Source organism: Devosia yakushimensis, from assembly GCF_030159855.1.
Taxonomy (GTDB): Bacteria; Pseudomonadota; Alphaproteobacteria; order Rhizobiales; family Devosiaceae; genus Devosia; species Devosia yakushimensis.
In genome coordinates, this window is record NZ_BSNG01000001.1 from 300,629 (window position 1) to 317,796 (window position 17,168).

Consider the following 17,168-nt stretch of genomic DNA (forward strand, 5'->3'; position numbering starts at 1 on the left):
GCGGCGGGCGCGACAGAGGGCGCGCATCAAAGATTTGCCACCCCGACGGCCGTGCGGTCGAAAGCGGCCGTTATCAGGGCCTTGGTGTAATCGCTTTGCGGCGCAGCGAAAATCTCGGCGGTGGCGCCCTGCTCGACGACGCGACCATTGCGCATGACGATGATCGTATTGGCGAGGGCCCGGACCACTTTGAGATCGTGGCTGATGAAGAGATAGGTCAGCCCGTGGCGTGTCTGCAATTGGCGCAGCAGGTCGACCATCTGGGCCTGAATGGAGACGTCGAGCGCCGAGGTCGGCTCGTCCAGCACGACAAATTTGGGATTGAGCACCATGGCGCGGGCAATGGCGATGCGCTGGCGCTGGCCGCCGGAAAATTCATGCGGATAGCGCAGGCCGGCATTGGCGGGCAGGCCCACTTCTTCGAGGGCCTTGGCAACACGGGCATCGCGCTCGGCGGCGGAGAGGCGTGGGGCATGGACCTTGAGCCCTTCCCCAATAATCTCGGCCACCGACATGCGCGGGCTGAGCGAACCGAATGGGTCCTGGAACACCACCTGCATATCGGCGCGCAGCGGCCGCATGGCCTTCCAGGAGCGTTCCGAAACCGTATTGCCCAGCACGACAATGCGCCCCTCCGAAGAGATGAGGCGCAAAATGGCATTGCCCAGCGTGGACTTGCCCGAGCCGCTTTCGCCCACAATGCCCAGTGTTTCGCCCTGGCGGATGGCCAGGTCGACCCCATCCACCGCCTTGATATGGCCGACGGTGCGCCGCAACAGGCCGCGCTTGATGGGGAACCAGACCTTGAGATCGCGGGCCTCGACAATGGCGGGGGCGGCCGGATCGGATTTGGGCGGGGCGCCACGCGGCTCGGCCGCGAGCAGGTGTTTGGTATAGCCGTGCTGCGGCGTGTCGAAGACGGCGGCGACCGGGCCGGCTTCGACGATCTCGCCCTTGGTCATGACGCAGACGCGGTCGGCAATGCGGCGTACAATGCCCAGGTCGTGGGTGATGAAGAGCATGGCCATGCCCAGGCGCTGCTGCAATTGCTTGAGCAGGGTGAGAATCTGGGCCTGCACGGTCACATCCAGCGCCGTGGTGGGCTCGTCTGCTACCAGCAGGTCGGGCTCATTTGCCAAAGCCATGGCGATCATCACCCGCTGGCGTTGGCCGCCCGAGAGCTGGTGTGGAAAGGCCTGGAGCCGGCTTTTGGGATCGGGAATGCCGACCGCGTCAAGCAATTCGAGGACGCGGGCGCGGGCTGCGTTGGGCCGCAGGCCCTGGTGGATGGCCAGCACTTCCCCGATCTGGCGCTCGATCGTGTGCACCGGATTAAGGCTCGTCATCGGCTCCTGAAAGATCATCGAGATATCGTTGCCGCGCACCGCCCGCAATTGGGAGGGCTTGGCCGCGACAAGGTTCTGGCCCTTGAAGATGATATTGCCGGAAAGGCTGGCCGTGGGCGGCAGGAGCTTCAGCACCGAAAGAGCGGTGACCGACTTGCCCGATCCGCTTTCCCCCACCAAAGCCAGCGTCTCGCCGGGGGCGATATCGAGGCCGACATTGCGCGCCGCCACAGTGTCGCCGAAGGCGATGGTGAGATCGCGGATGGACAGGAGCGGGGTCATGCCAGCGTCTTCCTGGGATCGAAGGCGTCGCGGACGGCTTCGCCGATGAAGACCAGCAGGGTCATCATGATGGCGATGGTGAAAAAGCCGGTAAGGCCCAGCCAGGGGGCCTGGAGATTGTCCTTGCCCTGCGCCAAGAGGTCCCCCAGCGAAGGCGAACCGGGGGGCAGGCCGAAGCCGAGGAAATCGAGCGAAGTGAGGGTCACAACCGACCCTGAAAGGATGAAGGGCATGAAGGTAAGGGTGGCCACCATGGCATTGGGCAGCAGGTGCCGCCAGATGATGGTGCCGTTGGAGACGCCCAGCGCCCGGGCGGCGGCGATATATTCGAAATTGCGAGCGCGCAGGAATTCGGCGCGGACAATGCCGACCAGCGTGACCCAGGAAAAGAGCAGCAATATACCCAGCAAGACCCAGAAGCTGGGCGTGATGACGCTCGAAATGATCAGCAACAGGTATAGCGCGGGCACGGCGGTCCAGATTTCGATGACGCGCTGGGCGATGAGGTCGATCCAGCCGCCGAAATAGCCCTGCACCGCGCCTGCCGCGACCCCGATGATGGACGAAAAGAGGGTGAGGGTCAGGCCGAACAGAATCGAAATGCGAAAGCCATAGATGAGGCGGGCCAGCACGTCCCGGCCGCGATCGTCGGTGCCCAGCCAGTGGAAATTGCCCCAGTGGCATTCCGGATCGGCCGCCTGCAGCGGGTAGCTGGCGCAATTTTCCGCCTTGCTCATCAGCCAGGCGGGCGCGACGGCGCCGGAATGGGGCAGGAAACCATCGACCGTGGCGTAGCTGAAGCGGATGGGCGGCCAGATGGCCCAGCCATTGGCGGCGATTTCCTCGGCGATGAAATCGTCGCGATATTTGGTGGTGGCGAGAAAGCCGCCGAACTTGGATTCGGGATAGTCGACCAGGGCCGGAACCAGCAATTCACCCTTGTAGGAGACCAGGATGGGCCGGTCATTGGCGATGAATTCGGCGCCCAGGGTAACGACGAACAGCACGAGGAAAATCCACAGCGCCCAGAAGCCGCGGCGATTGGCGCGGAAATTGGCGAGGCGCCGCCGGTTGATGGGCGAGAGCCGCGAACGGACCGGTGCTGCGGGAGCGGCGAGGTCGGTCATAGCTCGCGGCTTTCGAAATCGATGCGCGGATCGACCCACATATAGGCGAGGTCCGAAATGAGCGCGATGACAAGACCGAGCAGGGAGAAGATGTAGAGCGTGGCGAAAACCACCGGATAGTCGCGATTGCCGACCGAGGTGAACCCCAATAGCCCCAGCCCATCCAGCCCGAAAATGGTTTCGATGAGCAGCGAGCCGCCAAAGAAAGCGCCAACGAAAGCGCCGGGAAAGCTGGCGATGATCAGCATCATGGCGTTGCGGAAGACGTGGCGGTAGAGCACCTGGCCATCGGTGAGGCCCTTGGCGCGGGCGGTGATCACATATTGCTTGCCGATCTCGTCGAGAAACGAGTTCTTGGTGAGCAGGGTCGTCGTGGCAAAGGCCCCCAGCGACATGGCGGTGAGCGGCAGCACCAGATGCCAGAAATAATCGAGCGCCTGCCGCCAGAGGGGGAAGCTCGAAAAGCCGGGCGAGGTCAGCCCGCGCAGCGGAAAGATCGACCAGAAACTGCCCCCGGCAAACAGCACGACCAGGGCGATGGCAACGAGAAAGCCGGGCACGGCATAGCCCACGATGATTACCGTCGAGGTCCAGACATCGAAGCGCGAGCCATCGGAAATGGCCTTGCGGATGCCCAGCGGAATGGAAATGCCATAGGCGATCAGCGTCATCCACAGGCCCAGCGAGATGGAGACCGGCATCTTCTCCTTGATGAGGTCGATGACGGAAATGTCGCGGTAATAGCTCTCGCCGAAATCGAAGCGGAGATAGTTCCACAGCATCATGCCGAAGCGTTCGAGGGGGGGCTTGTCGAACCCAAACTGCTTTTCGATGCGCGCCACCAGTTCTGGTGAGAGGCCGCGCGAGCCGCGATAGGCCAAGCCCTGGCCGCCCTGGGGCGGCTCCACCATATCGCCGGCGCCGCCGGTGACGCGTTCGGTCAGCGAGGCGTTCTGGCCGGAAATATTGGCAAGCGCCTGCTCGACCGGGCCGCCGGGTGCGAATTGGGTGATGAGAAAGGAAACCACCATGATGCCGAGCACGGTCGGGATCATCAGGAGCAGGCGGCGGACTATATAGGCGCCCATTGGGTCTCCGCGATATCCGGGCAAAGCTGCCCGGAGCCTTGGTCTTGCAAAACTAGATGCTGGATGGCCCGAACGGGCAAATCACCAAGCGGTGAAGCGATCTAGCGGCTAATGCAACATTTTGGCGACGGCTTGTCCAGCGCGGGGCATGGCCGGGTTATGCGACGCCGCACCACCCACGGCGTCATTCCCGCGCAGGCGGGAATCCATTCTTCTTTGTTCAGTGGCACGAAAGAGTGGATTCCCGCCTGCGCGGGAATGACGTGGTGTTTGTTACCGCGCGAAAGTCCAGCTTTGTATGGCGCGAAGGTCCAGCCTTGCCTCTTGCCTCTTTGCCCGTCAGGATCGATCTGAACCCAAGCCGGAGCGCTGCATGTCGTTTGAGACGATCGTTGAAGTCGAAGACCCTTCCCAGGCCCGCGTGCTGGTGGTGGCGCTCAAGGCGCATGGATTTCACCCGCTCGAAGGCGGGGAGGGCGGTTTGCCGGGTGTGCGCGGCCTGTTCGGGCCCAAGGGGGTGCCGGTGCAGGTGCCAGAGGCGGAAGCCGCCGATGCAACCGTTCTGGCGCTGGATTTGTTAAAGCAAATGCAGGCCGGGGAGGACTAGGACCAAGTCCTTGCGGTAGCGGTGGATTTGTCGGAAAGTCACTGGTGTGCCGGGGGCTGGCGCTCTAAATCGGCCACATTGTTGCGCGCTCGTATGTGGTGGGCGGGCTGTTGAACACAAAAGCTGGTTTGGCTATAAGCCAGCCAAAGCTGTTAACCTTTGTTAAGCCCTAGGGCAGGAGCGAACCGATGATGGTTTGGAAGCGTGGATCGTTCACCGCCGCTGGAGCAGCGGCACTTGCGCTGCTGGTGGCGGGGTGTACCACTGGCGGCTCCAATACGGCGAACCTCAATACGATCGGTGCGCCCCAGCAGCTCCAGCCCGTGCAGAATTCGACTGTGTCGCAGGGAACGCTTCCCGCCATCGGCGCAACGGGCACGCCCGCTCCGGGCCTGTCCGGCCAGCCGGTGCTGGGCGGGGTTCCGGCGCAGACTGCGGCGGTTACGCCCGGCATGACCAATCCCGGCTTTGGCACACCGGGCACGACCCCCGGCGCGCCGGCCGCACCGGGCGGCTCGATCGTTTCGCTCGATCCGCTGGCCCAGCCGGGCGCAAGCGGCATGAGCGCGGGGCCCGAGGGCGCCTGGACCGTGGTGGCCGGCTCGGCCCAGTGCCAGCTCAATCTGCCGCTCACCACCAAGGCCGGCACCAATTATTACCGCGCCTCGGCCCCGGGCTGCAGCGTGCCGCAGCTGGCTTCGGTCGGCGGCTGGCAGCAGGTGGGTAGCCAGCTCCAGCTCTATGATGAGAACGGCAATATCGCCGCGTTCCTCGCCCCCAATGGCGGCCGCTATGTCGGCACCATGGGCGGCGGCCAGCCCATCGCGCTGCAGCGCTGATATTTGGGTCAGGATAGCCTGGCCCAAGGCCGAGCTGATTTAGCGCTTGAGAATTTCGAAAGCCCCGATGTGGTCCCCTCCCCTCGAGGGGAGGGCTAGGGTGGGGGTGTCGCGGCCTCCACATACTCTATGCCGAGGGACAGCTCGACGCCCCTCAATCCCTCCCCTCAAGGGGAGGGAGGCGGATTGTGGCTCTCCGCCGATCAGAAAGCTGAATCCCGATTGACCCCTGTGTCGTCCAAACCCCGAAAAATCGCCACCCTGCAAGGCCCTGTCAGTGCTGCTTACGCAGACTTGGTGGCGCGCGAAGCGCTGGCGGCCGATCCAGCCCAGGTGGAAGCCGCGGCGCTGCTTGATGGCATTGCGGCAGGCCTTGCTGCGGAAAGGCCCAAGGGGTTGCTGGGGCGGCTGTTCGACAAGCCCGAGCCGGTCAAGGGGCTCTATCTCTATGGCGAGGTGGGGCGGGGCAAGACCATGTTGATGGATTTGTTCTTTGCCGCCGTGCCGCTCAAGCAGAAGCGGCGCGTGCATTTCCATGAATTCATGGATGAAATCCATGCCGGGATCGCTGCCTTCCGCAAGTCGCCCAAGAGCAAGAGCGATGATGCCGATCCGGTCGAGGCAGTGGTCAAGCCGATCGTCAAATCGGGGCTGCGGTTGCTGTGCCTCGATGAATTTCATGTGCATGACATTACCAATGCCATGCTGCTCTACAGGCTCTTCGACAAGCTCTTTGCCAATGGCGTGACGCTGGTGGCCACGTCCAATGTGGTGCCGGACGAGCTCTACAAGGATGGGCTCAACCGGCAATTGTTCCTGCCCTTTATCGATCTGCTGAAGCGCCAGGTGACGGTGGCGGCGCTGCCGGCAGCGCGCGATTACCGGCGGCTCAAATTTGCCGGCCAGCATGTCTATGCCTTCGGCACGGGGCCGGAGGTCAAGGCGGCGATGGATCAGCTCTGGCTGCGCATCACCGGCGGCGTCGTGGGCGAGCCGGGCGTGGTTGAAAGCATCGGCCGGGAAATCGCCGTGCCGCTGATGGCCATGGGCGCGGCGCGGTTCGGCTTTGCCGATCTGTGTGAAAAGCCGCTGGGTTCGCGCGATTTCGTGCGGATTGCCCATCAGTTCGATTCCATCATCATCGATGGCGTGCCGCAGATGGACCGGTTGAAATCCAATGCCGCCAAGCGGTTTATCCTCTTGATCGACAATCTCTATGACCGGGGGGTGAAGCTGGGAGCCAGCTTTGACGTGCCGCTCGAGCAATTGGGCAAGGACGACAAGACCGCGTTCGAGTTCCAGCGCACGGTGTCGCGGCTCGATGAGATGCAGTCGGAGGAATATTTGGGCAAGGCGCTGCGGGATACGGTGCCCGTCGGGTAGGGGGATTTTCCGCACCACAATGTCATTCCGGCGCAGGCCGGAATCCATGCTGTGTTCTTTCCCCACATCCTATGTCCCGGATAGAGTTCGATGTCTCCCTCCCACCTGTGCTTCCCTCGGGCCTGACCCGAGGGCCACTCGCAGCGCGGCACGAATGGAGAGCGGTCCTCGGGTCAAGCCCGAGGAAGGCGACGGTGGATGAGGATGCATCGCTTCCTTCAGGCGCGGGGAGAAAACCCCTTCCTTGCCCATCCGGCACCACCCCATCGCCCATGAGCAAGGCTCAAATCTCTGTTTAGACGAAGGGTTCACTTGCCCCTCAAAGCCCGGGGCGTTAATAGGTGCGCCAATTCAACGCAGTCTGGGATGAGGACTAATGGCGCGCAAGAAAATCGCTCTTATCGGCTCGGGTCAGATCGGTGGTACGCTGGCTCTGCTGGCGGCGCAGAAGGAGCTGGGGGATGTTGTGCTGTTCGACGTGGTCGACGGCGTCGGCCCCGGCAAGGCGCTCGATATCGCCCAGTCTGCCCCCGCACAGGGCTTTGACGTCAAGCTGGCCGGTACCAGCGAATACAAGGACATCAAGGGCGCCGATGTGGTGATCGTCACGGCCGGCGTGCCGCGCAAGCCCGGCATGAGCCGCGACGACCTGCTGGAAATCAACCTAAAGGTGATGGAGCAGGTGGGCGCGGGCATTGCCAAATACGCCAAAGACGCCTTCGTCATCTGCATCACCAACCCGCTCGACGCCATGGTCTGGGCGCTGCAGAAGTTCTCGGGCCTGCCCACCAATAAGGTGATCGGCATGGCCGGCGTGCTGGATAGCTCGCGTTTCGTGCATTTCATCGCCGAAGAGCTCAATGTCTCGGTCGAAGACGTCAATGCCTTCGTGCTGGGCGGCCATGGCGATACCATGGTGCCGCTGGCCCGCTATTCGACCGTTGCCGGCATTCCGCTCACCGACATCGTCAAGATGGGCTGGATGAGCAAGGAAAAGCTCGACAGCATCACCCAGCGCACCCGCGATGGCGGCGCTGAGATTGTCGGCCTGCTCAAGACCGGTTCGGCCTTCTATGCGCCGGCAGCTTCCGCCATTGCGATGGCCGAAAGCTACCTCAAGGACAAGAAGCGCGTGCTGCCTTCCGCCGCTTTCCTCAATGGCGAATATGGCGTCAAGGGCACCTATGTTGGCGTGCCGGTGGTGATCGGTGCCGGTGGCGCTGAAAAGGTCATCGAAATTTCACTGAACTCTGCTGAACAGAAGGCCTTCGCCAAGTCGGTTGGCGCGGTGGAAGGCCTGATCGAAGCCTGCAAGAAGATCGCGCCGAAACTGGCCTAGTTCGCTTTCGCGCAGCTTGCCACAGCGTCATCCCTGCGCAGGCGGGGATCCACTCTGGCACAGCGACGAGTATGAATAATGGATTCCCGCCTGCGCGGGAATGACGTGGTGGGAGCGAGGCGCTCCGTGACCACAGCAGATTTGCCCATCCAAGGGGAACACGAATGAACATCCACGAACACCAGGCCAAAGAGCTGCTCAAGTCCTACGGTGCGCCGGTCGCTGCGGGCGTGGCGATTTTCTCGGCTGACGAAGCCGAGGCTGCTGCCAAGTCGCTGCCGGGTCCGCTTTATGTGGTCAAGAGCCAGATCCATGCCGGTGGGCGCGGCAAGGGCAAGTTCAAGGAACTGGGGCCCGACGCCAAGGGCGGCGTGCGCCTCGCCAAGACCATCGACGATGTCGTGGCCTTCTCCAAGGAAATGCTGGGCAACACCTTGGTGACCAAGCAGACCGGGGAAGCCGGTAAGCAGGTCAATCGCCTCTATATCGAAGACGGCGCCGATATTGCCCGCGAGCTTTACACCTCGCTGCTGGTCGATCGTACCACTGGCCGCGTTTCCTTCGTGATCTCGACCGAAGGCGGCATGGATATCGAAGCGGTGGCGCATGATACGCCCGAAAAGATCATCGCCGTCGATATCGACCCGACCACTGGCGTCACCGAAGCCAACATTGCCGAGATCGTTGCGGCGCTCAAGCTCGATGGCGATGCCAAGGCGGATGCGGCCAAGCTGTTCCCGATCCTCTACAAGGCCTTCACCGATACCGACATGAGCCTGTTGGAAGTGAACCCGCTGATCGTGATGACCGACGGGCATCTGCGCGTGCTCGACGCCAAGGTGAGCTTCGACAACAACGCCGCCTTCCGCCATGAAGAGCTGAAGGCCCTGCGCGACCTCACCGAGGAAGACGCCAAGGAAATCGAAGCCTCCAAGTTCGACCTCGCTTATGTGGCGCTGGACGGCAATATCGGCTGCATGGTCAATGGCGCAGGCCTTGCCATGTCCACCATGGACATCATCAAGCTCTATGGCGCCGAGCCCGCCAACTTCCTCGACGTTGGCGGCGGCGCCTCCAAGGAGAAGGTGACGGCGGCGTTCAAGATCATCACGGCCGATCCGGCGGTGAAGGGCATTCTGGTCAATATCTTTGGCGGCATCATGCGCTGTGACGTGATCGCCGAAGGCGTGATCGCTGCGGTCAAGGAAGTGGGTCTTGCCGTGCCGCTCGTGGTTCGTCTCGAAGGCACCAATGTCAGGGAAGGCAAGGCGATCCTGGATCAATCCGGCCTCAACGTGATTTCGGCCGACGATCTCGACGATGCAGCCCAGAAGATCGTCAAGGCGGTGCAGGGCTAGCGCCATGCGCGCCGGTCCCGCCCTCCTGCTGCTTCTTGCCTGCGCGACGCCCGCCGTCGCGCAGTCCAAGAGCAAGGTGCCCCAATCGGTGCAGGTGCTCGAGGTGTGCGAGAAATTCGCCACCGGCGACGTGCTGGCGCGCGAAAACGCCGAAGAGCACGGCTGGACCATTTACGACGAAGATGGCGAAAGCCCCTATGTCCGGTTCTATACCGGCGAGAAGGACATTCCGGGCATCGGCTATGCCGAGTTGACCGTGCTGATCGAGGATTATCCGGGCAAGATGTTCGGCTATTGCCGCGTCGACGCCAGCGAGCCCAGCGGGGATGCCGTAGCCGAGATCGAGCCCATCGATGCGCTGGAGCGCTATGACGGCAAGACCACCAAAAATGACGATGGCATGTTCGGCAGCTTTACCGGCGCCGGCGATCCGGACACCCTGTTGCTCGCCCATCACAGCGAAACCAGCTTCGTGATCCAGCTGACGGTCATCCGGCCGCAGGCGGAGACCGAATGAGCGTTCCGCGCAAGATCAATCTGGTGCAGGCCGCCAGCGATACGATCAAGGCCGTCTGGCAGCCCCATATCGCCGGCGATATCAATGACAGCCAGGTCAAGATCGCCAAATTCGGCGAGGTCTTCGACTGGCATGCCCATGAGCATGAGGACGAAGGCTTTCTCGTGCTCAAGGGCCGCATCGCCATCGATTTCCGCGACGGGGTGGTGGAACTGGGCGAAGGGGAATTCCTCGTCGTGCCCAAATCCGTCGAGCATCGTCCCCGTTCGCTGACCCATGAGCCCATCGTGCTCATGGTCGAGCCATCCACCACCATCAACACCGGCACTGCGACATCAAGCGCGCGCACTGTCACCGAACTCAACCGACTATAGGAAAACTCATGTCCATCCTGGTCAATAAAGACACCAAGGTTCTCGTACAGGGCCTGACCGGCAAGACCGGCACGTTCCACACCGAGCAGGCTTTGGCCTATTACGGCACCAAGATGGTGGGTGGTGTGAACCCCAAAAAGGCCGGTGAAACCTGGACCAGCGGCGTCGATGCCTCGGCCAGCCTGCCAGTCTTCGCCACCGTTGCCGAAGGCAAGGAAAAGACCGGGGCCAATGCCTCGGTCATCTATGTGCCGCCTCCGGGCGCCGCTGCCGCCATCGAGGAAGCGATCGATGCGGAGATTCCGCTGATCGTCTGCATCACCGAAGGCGTGCCGGTGCTCGACATGGTGCGGGTCAAGGCCAAGCTCGAAAAGTCCAAGTCGCGCCTGATCGGGCCGAACTGCCCGGGCGTTCTGACGCCGGAAGAATGCAAGATCGGCATCATGCCCGGTTCGATCTTCTCCAAGGGCAGCGTGGGCATTGTTTCCCGCTCGGGCACGCTTACCTATGAAGCAGTGTTCCAGACCACCAATGAAGGCCTTGGCCAGACCACCGCTGTCGGCATCGGCGGCGACCCGGTCAAGGGCACCGAGTTCATCGATATGCTCGAAATGTTCCTGGCCGACGAAGCGACCAAGTCGATCATCATGATTGGCGAAATCGGCGGTTCGGCCGAGGAAGACGCGGCCCAGTTCCTGATCGACGAAGCCAAGCGCGGCCGCAAGAAACCGATGGCTGGTTTCATCGCCGGCCTGACGGCTCCGGCCGGCCGCACCATGGGCCATGCTGGCGCCGTAATTTCGGGTGGTAAAGGCGGCGCCGAAGACAAGATCGCCGCGATGGAAGCCGCCGGCATCCGCGTGTCGAAGTCGCCGGCCCGCATCGGCCGGACGTTGGCGGAAGTGCTGAAGGGCTGAGATCGGATACCCCCTCCTGGCCTCCCCCTGACAGGGGAGGGACGGGCTGGTGGTGGACTGCGATTTTTGGGAGGCCCCGATCGATCCCTCCCCCTATCAGGGGGGAGGTTAGGTGGGGTATCCCTGCCAAGAATGCGACCAATGTCGGTCGCGCTTCGGACACAGAACGGTGTTACGCCAGCTGTGCCCGAAACGGGTATAGATGAATTGAGCCACGGCCCTGCTCAGGGGTCGTTACACTTAACAGGATACTAAGGATAAGCGGTCAGTATCCGATCGAAATTAGGGACCGCATGGACCGGCTTGTCCGGTTGTTGAGAAGGATGGCGGGGCGTGGGCCTCGCGACAAAAAGCGATGACACGACAGGAAAAGAACGACACGTTCTTGCTGACCTCGTTCCTCTATGGGGGGAACGCCGACTACATCGAACAACTCTATTCCCGCTATAAAAGCGATCCCGACAGCGTCGACGAGACCTGGAAGAGCTTCTTCGGCCGGCTCGACGATAATGACAGCGACGCGCAAAAGAGCGCCGACGGCCCGAGCTGGGGCCGCAAGGATTGGCCGCAGAGCGCCAATGGCGAACTGGTCAGCGCGCTGGACGGCAATTGGGGCGAAGTCGCCATCAAGACCGAGAAGGCCATCGCCAAAAAGGCCGAGGCCATGGGCGTGGCCAAGGCCAGCGTCGCTGACGTGCTGCAGGCCACGCGGGATTCCATCCGCGCCATCATGATGATCCGGGCCTATCGCATGCGCGGTCATCTGCATGCCGATCTCGACCCGCTCAAGATGAAGGAAGACGAGCCGGCTCCCGAGCTCGATCCCAAGAGCTATGGCTTCACCGAAGCCGATTACGGCCGCAAGATCTTCATCGACAATTATCTGGGGCTGGAATACGCCACCATCCCCGAAATGCTGACGATCCTGGAGCGCACCTATTGCGGCACGCTCGGCATCGAATTCATGCATATCTCCGATCCTGAAGCCAAGCAGTGGATTCAGGAACGGATCGAAGGGCCGGACAAGGAAATCACCTTCACGCCCGAGGGCAAGAAGGCGATCCTCAACAAGCTGATCGAAGCCGAGGGCTTCGAAAAATTCATCGACGTCAAATATACCGGCACCAAGCGCTTCGGCCTCGACGGTTCGGAAGCCACCATCCCGGCGCTCGAGCAGATCATCAAGCGCGGCGGCGCCCTTGGCATCAAGGATATCGTGCTGGGCATGGCGCACCGTGGCCGGCTCAATGTGCTGACGCAGGTGCTGCAGAAGCCGCATCGCGCGCTGTTCCACGAGTTCAAGGGTGGCGCCTTCTACCCCGATGACGTGGAAGGCTCAGGCGACGTCAAGTATCACCTGGGCGCCTCGTCGGACCGTGAGTTCGACAACAACAAGGTTCACCTGTCGCTGACGGCCAATCCGTCGCACCTGGAGATCGTCGATCCGGTGGTGCTGGGCAAGGCCCGTGCCAAGCAGGACCAGCATATTGCGCCCGATGGCAAGCTGATCAATATCGCAACGGACGGCAAGCCCGATCGCTCCATGGTGCTGCCGCTGCTGATCCATGGCGATGCGGCCTTTGCCGGCCAGGGCGTGGTTGCCGAATGCCTGGGGCTTTCCGGCCTTAAGGGCCATCGCACGGGCGGCTCGATCCATTTCGTGATCAACAACCAGATCGGCTTCACCACGGCGCCGATGTATTCGCGCTCCTCGCCCTATCCGACCGATGTCGCCAAGATGATCGAGGCGCCGGTGCTGCATGTGAACGGGGATGACCCGGAAGCTGTGGTGTTTGCGGCCAAGATCGCTGTCGAATACCGGCAGAAGTTTGCCAAGCCCGTCGTCATCGACATGTTCTGCTATCGTCGCTTTGGCCATAATGAAGGCGACGAGCCCAGCTTCACCCAGCCGCTGATGTATTCCAAGATCCGCGCGCATAAGTCGACGCTGGATATCTATGCCGGCAAGCTCGTGGGCGAGGGTCTGCTGACCGAGGCCGATGTCGATAAGCTCAAGGCCGATTGGCGCGCCAAGCTCGATGCCGAATTCGAAGCCGGCCAGGATTATCGCCCCAACAAGGCCGACTGGCTCGATGGCGTGTGGAAGGATTTCCGCCCCGCCGACCAGGAAGGCCCGCGCCGCGGCGATACCGGTGTCGAGATCGACCGGCTGGTCAAGATCGGCACCGCGCTGACCCGTGTGCCCGAGGGCTTCAACGTGCACCGCACGGTCAAGAAGTTCATGGATAACCGGCTCGCCGCTATTGAATCCGGCGAAGGCATCGACTGGGCGACGGCGGAAGCCCTGGCCTTTGGCACACTGGTCACCGAGGGTCATCCCGTGCGCCTTTCCGGCCAGGATGTCGAACGCGGTACGTTCAGCCAGCGTCATTCGGTGCTGAACGACCAGCAGGTCGACAACAAGACCTATACCCCGCTCAACAACCTCTCCGAGGACCAGAGCCGCTACGAAGTCATCAATTCGATGCTCTCAGAAGAAGCGGTGCTGGGCTTTGAATACGGCTATTCGCTGGCCGAGCCCAAGGCCCTGACCATCTGGGAAGCCCAGTTCGGCGACTTCGTCAACGGCGCGCAGGTGGTGATCGACCAGTTCATCTCCTCGGGCGAGCGCAAGTGGTTCCGCATGTCGGGCCTCGTGATGCTGTTGCCGCATGGCTATGAAGGGCAGGGGCCGGAGCACTCCTCGGCGCGTCCCGAGCGCTTCCTGCAGCTTTGTGCTGAAGACAATATGCAGGTCGCCAATTGCACGACGCCGGCGAACTATTTCCATGCCCTGCGCCGCCAGGTGACCCGCGACTTCCGCAAGCCGCTGATCCTGATGACGCCCAAGAGCCTGTTGCGCCACAAGCGCGCCACTTCGGGCCTGGTCGAGCTGGGTCCGGATTCCTGCTTCCATCGCCTGCTCTGGGACGATGCCGAGGCGCCGGGCGCACCCAAGACCACGATCAAGCTCAAAAGCGACGATCAGATCCGCCGCGTCGTGCTGTGCACCGGCAAGGTCTATTATGACCTGTTGGAAGATCGCGAGAAGAAGGGCATCGACGATGTCTATCTCTTGCGCATCGAGCAGCTCTATCCGTTCCCGGCCAAGGCGCTGCTGGACGAATTGAGCCGCTTCCAGAATGCCGAGATCATCTGGTGCCAGGAAGAGCCCAAGAATATGGGCGCCTGGGCCTTCATCCAGCCCTATGTGGAATGGGTGTTCGACCAGATGGGCCGCACCGGCCAGCGCGTGCGCTATACCGGCCGCCCGGCTTCCGCCTCCACTGCTACGGGTCTGATGCGGACCCATCTTGCCCAATTGCAGGCCTTCCTCGACGAAGCCCTTGGCAGCTAAAAGGACAAAATAATGTCGACAGAAATCCGCGTACCGACCCTGGGCGAAAGCGTGACCGAGGCCACGATCGGCCAGTGGTTCAAGCAGGTTGGCGACAATGTTGCCGCCGATGAGCCGCTTGTGGAGCTGGAAACCGACAAGGTGACCATCGAAGTGCCGGCCCCCGCTGCCGGCGTGCTCGAAGCCATTGCCGCCCAGCCGGGCGATACGGTCGATGTGGGTGCGCTGCTGGGCGCCATCGGTGGCGCTGGCGCGGTTGCCACGCCCAAGCCTGCCGAAGCCAAGCCTGCCGAAGCCAAACCGGCGGAGGCCAAGGCCGAAGTGCCCGCCGCCAATGCTGCCGGTCCCGAACCGGTCAAGCCCGAACCCGCCGCTGCCACGAGCATGCCCCCGGCCCCTTCCGCGCAGAAGCTGATCAACGAAAAGGGCCTCAATGGCTCGGAGATCGAAGGATCGGGCAAGCGCGGCCAGGTGCTCAAGGAAGACGTGCTGGCCGCCTTGACCAAGCCCGCTGCCGCTCCTGCGCCCAAGGCCGTCGAAGCCAAGGCCCCGGCTGCGCCGCGTGCCCCTGTTGCCGCCGACGATGCGGCCAAGGAAGAGCGGGTCAAGATGACCCGGTTGCGCCAGACCATTGCCCGGCGCCTGAAGGATGCGCAGAACACTGCCGCCATGCTCACCACCTTCAACGAGGTGGACATGAAGCCGGTGATGGACCTGCGCAATTCCTACAAGGAGCTGTTCGAGAAGAAGCACGGCGTCAAGCTCGGCTTCATGGGCTTCTTCACCAAGGCCGTGGTGCATGCGCTCAAGGAAATCCCGGCGGTCAATGCCGAGATCGATGGCGATGACCTGATCTACAAGAACTACGCCCATATCGGCGTCGCCGTCGGCACCGACAAGGGTCTTGTCGTGCCGGTGGTGCGCAATGCCGACCAGATGAGCATTGCCGAGATCGAGAAGGAAATCGCCAGCCTGGGCAAGAAGGCGCGCGATGCTCAGCTGTCCATGGCCGACATGCAGGGCGGCACCTTCACCATCTCCAATGGTGGTGTCTATGGCTCGCTGATGAGCACGCCTATCCTCAATGCCCCCCAGTCGGGTATTCTGGGCATGCACAAGATCCAGGAGCGTCCGGTCGTCGTTGGCGGCCAGATTGTGATCCGCCCGATGATGTATCTGGCGCTCTCCTATGACCACCGTGTGGTTGACGGCAAGGAAGCCGTTACCTTCCTGGTCCGCGTCAAGGAAAGCCTTGAGGCGCCCGAGCGGCTGGTGCTCGACCTCTAGAACGACACAATTTTAGGCATGCTGAAGGGTCCGCCGCGGCGGGCCCTTTTTGTTGGCATTATCGTGATCGGGGTTATTGCCGGTGCTAACAGTCTGTTAACGCCGAAGCCTCAGATGACACAGTGTGCTAACCAGATATTTCGGAGTAAAGCGCCTGGTGCGTTCCCTGTTTTTCCCTGCCATGTTTTGCCTTGCCGCACTTATCCCCGCTGCGGCCACCGCGCAGGAGACCGCCGACGCCGAACTGGTCGGTGAGCTGATGGCCTTCCACGGCTCGCGGGCCATCGTGTCGGCAATGACCACCCATTGCTACGAAACCACCGGGCTCAACAGCGCTTACAAAACCGCCAATGATAACTGGTACTTGCGCAATATCGGCTTTCTCGATCTGGCCAACCGGGTGATCGCCAAGCTGGGCGGGGCGGCCCAGGGGCAGGTGGAAGCGGCCGAAACCTATGGCGGCACGCAGATCATGAGCGCCTTCAACCAGGCCGGCGACAAGGACGCATTCTGCAAATCCTTCCTCGAACGTGTCGATAGCGGCTCGCTCGATATCGACAAGCAATTGCCCGCCGTGCTCAAGCGCGCCCAGGACATTGCCGCTCAATAAAGGCCCGGCAAGAGGGGATGCCGAGCAGACGCGTTGCCCGGACAAGCAGGCTAGTGTAACTGCTGGGGCGCAATGACTCGGCGGTGCCCGTGATGGATTTTCCCTGGTTCGAATTTGCCGGCCTGATGCTGGCCTTCGGCATCAATGCAGTTATCCCCGGCGCCGATTTCGCCACGGTGCTGCGCCAATCCATCGTGCATGACCGGCGCGCGGCCCTGTTCACCTCGGCCGGCATTGCCACCTCGATCCTGGTCCATGGCAGCTATACCCTGCTGGGCGTTGGCCTGATCGTCGGGCAATCCCTGTTATTGTTCAATATTCTCAAGTGGATAGGCGCGGCCTATTTGATCTGGCTGGCCATTTCGGCGCTGCGCAGTCCACCGCCCAGGCCGCCCGAAGCGGGTGATCTTGCAGGCGCCAGGCGCGGTGACTTCGCCGCCTTCGGCCTTGGCTTCCTCACCAATCTGCTCAACCCCAAGGCCGTGCTGTTCTTCCTGGCGCTGTTCACCAGCCTGGTCTCGGCCCATACCGGCGGCGACGTTAAAGTTATCTACGTGCTGGCCATGAGCCTTATGCTTTTTGCCTGGTTCGCATTGGTCTCGATTTTCTTTACGACACCCTCTGTACGGCAAGGCTTTTTCCGGTTCGGCCGGTGGTTTAATCGGGTAACCGGCATTACATTCATCCTGCTGGCAGTCCGCGTGGCGATCGCGCAGCAACACTAGGCACCTCTCAG

At 62.2% G+C, this 17,168-nt stretch carries 15 protein-coding genes; 12 read left to right on the top strand and 3 right to left on the bottom strand.

The genetic code is table 11. The features are described from left to right. Positions 1–26: 26 nt before the first annotated feature. The 3 genes from QQL79_RS01380 to QQL79_RS01390 are packed head-to-tail and all read right to left on the bottom strand — an operon-like array spanning position 27 to position 3,843. Positions 27–1,628, bottom strand: coding sequence for an ABC transporter ATP-binding protein (locus QQL79_RS01380; protein ID WP_284387223.1), 1,602 nt, complete (start codon positions 1,626–1,628; stop codon positions 27–29). Next, positions 1,625–2,755 carry an ABC transporter permease gene (locus QQL79_RS01385; RefSeq protein ID WP_284387225.1) on the bottom strand — a complete coding sequence of 377 codons (1,131 nt, stop codon included), beginning with the start codon at positions 2,753–2,755 and terminating at the stop codon, positions 1,625–1,627. The genes QQL79_RS01380 and QQL79_RS01385 overlap by 4 nt, the downstream gene beginning before the upstream one ends. Further along, positions 2,752–3,843 (bottom strand): microcin C ABC transporter permease YejB, encoded by a 1,092-nt coding sequence (locus tag QQL79_RS01390; RefSeq protein WP_284387226.1) that lies wholly within the window; start codon positions 3,841–3,843, stop codon positions 2,752–2,754. Before QQL79_RS01390 ends, QQL79_RS01385 begins: the two co-directional genes overlap by 4 nt. A 373-nt stretch (positions 3,844–4,216) precedes the next feature. On the opposite strand from QQL79_RS01390, the gene QQL79_RS01395 reads away from it, so the two are divergent. The 12 genes from QQL79_RS01395 (at position 4,217) to QQL79_RS01450 (ending at position 17,157) form a co-directional block, all read left to right on the top strand. Continuing rightward, entirely contained in the window at positions 4,217–4,450 is a 234-nt protein-coding gene (locus QQL79_RS01395) for a hypothetical protein (RefSeq protein WP_284387228.1), read from the top strand. A 188-nt stretch (positions 4,451–4,638) separates the two neighbouring features. Then, a complete protein-coding gene (locus QQL79_RS01400) occupies positions 4,639–5,289 on the top strand; it encodes an AprI/Inh family metalloprotease inhibitor (RefSeq protein ID WP_284387230.1) in 651 nt (216 codons plus the stop codon). A 231-nt stretch (positions 5,290–5,520) separates the two neighbouring features. Beyond that, on the top strand, positions 5,521–6,672 hold the full coding sequence (gene zapE, locus QQL79_RS01405; protein WP_370461159.1) for a cell division protein ZapE: 1,152 nt from the start codon (positions 5,521–5,523) through the stop codon (positions 6,670–6,672). Positions 6,673–7,048: 376 nt separating this feature from the next. Then, on the top strand, positions 7,049–8,011 hold the full coding sequence (mdh, locus tag QQL79_RS01410; protein ID WP_284387233.1) for a malate dehydrogenase: 963 nt from the start codon (positions 7,049–7,051) through the stop codon (positions 8,009–8,011). A 164-nt stretch (positions 8,012–8,175) separates the two neighbouring features. Then, a complete protein-coding gene (sucC, locus tag QQL79_RS01415; RefSeq protein WP_284387235.1) occupies positions 8,176–9,369 on the top strand; it encodes an ADP-forming succinate--CoA ligase subunit beta in 1,194 nt (397 codons plus the stop codon). Between the two features lie 4 nt (positions 9,370–9,373). Further along, a complete protein-coding gene (locus QQL79_RS01420) occupies positions 9,374–9,886 on the top strand; it encodes a hypothetical protein (RefSeq protein ID WP_284387237.1) in 513 nt (170 codons plus the stop codon). Next, positions 9,883–10,260: a cupin domain-containing protein gene (locus QQL79_RS01425; protein WP_284387239.1), complete on the top strand. Its 378-nt coding sequence runs from the start codon at positions 9,883–9,885 to the stop codon at positions 10,258–10,260. The genes QQL79_RS01420 and QQL79_RS01425 overlap by 4 nt, the downstream gene beginning before the upstream one ends. A gap of 8 nt (positions 10,261–10,268) precedes the next feature. Further along, entirely contained in the window at positions 10,269–11,177 is a 909-nt protein-coding gene (sucD, locus tag QQL79_RS01430; protein ID WP_284387242.1) for a succinate--CoA ligase subunit alpha, read from the top strand. A 355-nt stretch (positions 11,178–11,532) separates the two neighbouring features. Then, positions 11,533–14,535, top strand: a complete 3,003-nt coding sequence (locus tag QQL79_RS01435; RefSeq protein ID WP_284387244.1) for a 2-oxoglutarate dehydrogenase E1 component — start codon at positions 11,533–11,535, stop codon at positions 14,533–14,535. Positions 14,536–14,547: 12 nt separating this feature from the next. Next, the gene (gene odhB / locus QQL79_RS01440) at positions 14,548–15,822 is read left to right on the top strand and encodes a 2-oxoglutarate dehydrogenase complex dihydrolipoyllysine-residue succinyltransferase (RefSeq protein ID WP_284387246.1); all 1,275 of its coding nucleotides are present in this window, start codon (positions 14,548–14,550) and stop codon (positions 15,820–15,822) included. A 157-nt stretch (positions 15,823–15,979) separates the two neighbouring features. Beyond that, positions 15,980–16,432 (top strand): hypothetical protein, encoded by a 453-nt coding sequence (locus QQL79_RS01445; protein ID WP_284387248.1) that lies wholly within the window; start codon positions 15,980–15,982, stop codon positions 16,430–16,432. 92 nt (positions 16,433–16,524) lie between these two features. Next, positions 16,525–17,157: a LysE family transporter gene (locus QQL79_RS01450; protein WP_284387250.1), complete on the top strand. Its 633-nt coding sequence runs from the start codon at positions 16,525–16,527 to the stop codon at positions 17,155–17,157. Positions 17,158–17,168 lie beyond the last annotated feature (11 nt).